The following is a 3,680-nucleotide window of genomic DNA, read 5'->3' as shown; positions in this document are numbered from 1 at the left end:
TAGCAATATCTTTAATGCAAGGCGAAGAGGAGACGGGACTGCTCCTGCCTATTCGCCTTTCAGTATGGAAATCAGGCTTTTGCCAGTGCTTCGCACATAAAGCGGGATATGTGAAAGCGGTGCGGGTGCGTCGGAAATATAAGTGCCTCCAGGGAAGGCTTCTTCGGAGTAAACGTCGATCCAGTCGGCGCCCTCCGGTAGATAGACGTTTCGCTGGCGCGCGCCGTAATCCGTTACCGGGCAGACAAGAATGTCCGGACCGAACATGAATTCATCCTCAATGCCCACCACATTTTTATCAGGCGTAAAATCAAAAACCAATGGCCGCATAGGTGGCGTGCCATGTAAAGATGCAAGCTTCATTTGTTCCATGACATAGGGGCGAAGCCGTTCACGGGCGTGCATTACATTGGCGATATGTGGATAAGAATCCCTACCAAGATTCCAGGCCTCATTGTTTTTGCGCCTCCCGTGAGTACGGAATACCGGAAGAAACATGCCGTACTGATACCAGCGTACCATTAATTCGCTGAAAATGGAACCTGGGGCATCCGGCGTAATGAAACCGCCGATATCGCAGGTCCACCATACAATTCCGCTCATCATGACATTCAGGCCCACTCGGATATATTCTTTCAGATGACTGAAGGAAGAATATATGTCGTGAGGCGCAATGCAGGAGCCGTAGCGCTGGCTGCCCAGCCATCCGTTGCGGCAGATGGTGACAATCTCGTTTTCGCCTGCAGATTTTAGACCGTTATAAATATTTCGCTGGTGGCAGGTGACAAAATAGGAATGCGCTTCCAGGGCGGGGCCTGCATGGAATGTCACCTTTTCATAATCCTGGATGGCGTGGAATTCATCGCAGGGGTCCAGCCAGAATGTGTGGATTCCCCGATCAAAATAATTCTTTTTCCATTGATTCCATAAATATTCGGCTGCTTGAGGATTGGTAGGATCGTACTGGTATTTGGGACCGTAAAAGTCAACCATATCGTGTTTGCCGTCTATAGAACCAGTGAAAAGCCCAGCTTTTTTCATGGCGGGAAAGTTTTTGCTTTTTTCATCTACCAATGTCCAGGGAGAAATCATAACGCGTACGCCCATGTCTCTCAATTCGCGTACCATACCTTCCGGATCCGGCCAAAATTGGGGATCAAGCTCCCAGTCCCCAATATGTTTCCAGTGCATATAGTCGATGACAATGACAGAGAGAGGGAGACCGCGTTTTTTATATTCACGTGCTGTATCAAGCAGTTCCTGCTGGGTTTCATACCGGAGCTTGCACTGCCAAAAGCCGGAAGCCCAGTAGGGAAATTCAGGCGCGTGGCCGGTGGCATCGGCATACTTCCCAAGAAGATCGCCGTAGGAATCTCCTGCTATCACCAGAAAATCTGCACAGCTGCAGCCGTAGGATACAAAACGGGTCATGTTACAGCCGAATTCTGCGCGCCCCAATGAAGGATTATTCCATAAAAATCCGTATCCGCGGCTTGAAACTGCAAAAGGAACCACAGCCTTTACATGCCGCTGGTAAAGATCAATTACGCTTCCTTTTAGGTTAATGCGGCCTGTAGAGTTTTCTCCCATGCCGTAAAACTGTTCATCATCGTATGCTGCCAGATGCAGCTCAAATGCAAAAAGTCCCCTATCCACCGGCTTGAAACTATGTGTTCCGGGATTGTGTGCCCAGACAACATAGTCATATTCTTCAAAGAGCAGCTTTTTTTCTGTCAGGCCGTGCTTGTAGAAAGCCATATGCCCCTGCTGTGTGTAGGTGTTGTTGAGACTGATTGAAATAGTACCGTTTCGCAAGGTTATTTCATTTTCATTTTCTTCAAAAATTCCTTCTTTGCCAAGAGGAATATCAAGAGCCCAGTCCTGCGTTTTTTTACTGCTATATGGTGTCATGGTAACACGTAGGCCATCGCGTCCCCAGGGGCGGATTTCGGTAACGCACTCATGATCAAAAAAAGTCAGTACGTTATGGGAATAATTGATTTTGTCGTGCAATTCGCTCATGGCTGCTTTCTCCTTCAGGGCTTTCAGTAAGGATTGGCGGGCATCATTTCCCATACTTGTACAGTGCCGTAATCAGCGCCGTCCGAAACGGCAGATACGCTGATGGCAGCATCGGGGTCGGAGGGATAAACCCGGCGGCAGATTGCCTGGCGGTCGTTTACAAATATTTCAACAACGGATTTGTCAACAAAAATGTCCATGGCAATCTTTTCCCCAGCGGCAAGTAAAAAAGGAGCCGCCTCACATATCATACGCCCCTGGCAGCCGCTGTGGGTTGTATCCATAATCAACTGTTTTCCGGGAATATCTACATAAAGTGCAGTATATTCCGCAGTGGAGGCATCGCCGCGGACGGTAAATCCAATGTGGGTGGCATTCAGGGGATCAATTTCTGCTTTTAAACGGAAGGATTGTCCGTTTTTTACGGAAAGAGGGAAATTACCGCTGCACTGTCCCACAGGAAAGGATTGTGCATTGTACTGCAGACGCTCCAACTCCGCGGCGGGCGTCATTCGCAGTCCGTTATTATACCAGAATTCGCGAGGGAGCGAGTATACGCCGCTCCAGGAAAAACGCTGGTAGTCATTTTCCAGGTTATCAAGCAGCCAGAACCATCCGATTTGACGGTTTTTATGGTCTATTAATGCTTCAGGAGCAAAAAGGGTATTATCTCTCCAAGAAAAGCGTCCGTGTTCCTCGGGGAAAAAGGTTTCGTCCTGTAATGAGCCTATGTAGTACTGCGCGCCTTTATTATGTGATATGAACAGCTGCATCCACTTATCTGTTAACCGGCCGTTACTGCGCCGATCGGGCAGACGCAGCAGGCTGGGACACATATCGTCCTCCGTTTCGTCAGGCCAATCGTTGCCAAGACGCGGGTCTTTATAAAAGCGGTGAACAAATTCCCAGTGCCGTAAATCTTTGGAACGAAAAAGATCGGTCCAATCTCCCTTATATTCCTCTCTGGAATCGGCTTCCCGTCCATATGTATCCAATACAGGCTTGTTGCCTGACTGCATATAATAGTATCCGTTCTGCTTCCAGATGTTGCTGGGATCGGCGCAGCAAATGTGCTTGAGCTCCCCGTTATGCTCCATGTCAACTGTTCCCCAGCACTCTGGGGAGCCCTGTACTGCAATGGGATGGATGCGCTCCCAGTAATCATAGGGAGGTCTGGCAAAAGCCAGCCCGATTCCGCCGTTATCAATGGAAGGGTCCTTTGAATCGTACTTCCAGAATGTGAGATACGCTGTGCCGTCCTTATCTACATACGCACCGCCGCTGAAGCATCCATGGTCACCGTTGTCAGTGGTCAATGCGTCAGGATGATTGCGCCAATGGAGCAGATCTATAGATGAAATATGCCCCCAGTGGAAACCGCCGGTTACTTCATTGGCGTATAAATACATCAGGTGATAACGCCCATCTGCATAAAAGGCCCCGTTGGGGTCTCCGGGAGTGCCGTTTCCATCCGGAATGGCAAAATGATATCCGGGACGGTAAGGATCTTTAAGCAGTGTATCTCGGTAGTGTCGAGTGGCAATAATGGTATCAGTTGTGATATTTACCATGATTCGTATTCCTTTCTGCGTATGGTTCATTTTAATTATGCAACAAAAAAATGGGAACGGTTTTATAATCATAGACTAGCATAAAAT

At 48.5% G+C, this 3,680-nt stretch carries 2 protein-coding genes; both read right to left on the bottom strand.

Features of this window, described 5'->3' with window-relative positions; translation table 11 throughout:
• Positions 1-48 precede the first annotated feature (48 nt).
• On the bottom strand, positions 49-2,022 hold the full coding sequence (locus AC1WIP_RS12985) for a TIM-barrel domain-containing protein (protein WP_481142223.1): 1,974 nt from the start codon (positions 2,020-2,022) through the stop codon (positions 49-51).
• Positions 2,023-2,045: 23 nt separating this feature from the next.
• Complete coding sequence (locus AC1WIP_RS12980) at positions 2,046-3,593, bottom strand: glycoside hydrolase family 32 protein (RefSeq protein ID WP_481142222.1); 1,548 nt, start codon at positions 3,591-3,593, stop codon at positions 2,046-2,048.
• Positions 3,594-3,680 lie beyond the last annotated feature (87 nt).

Source organism: Acetatifactor sp., assembly GCF_982438285.1.
The sequence above is the reverse complement of the archived record's forward strand: the minus strand, read 5'-3'. Positions and strand labels throughout refer to the sequence as shown.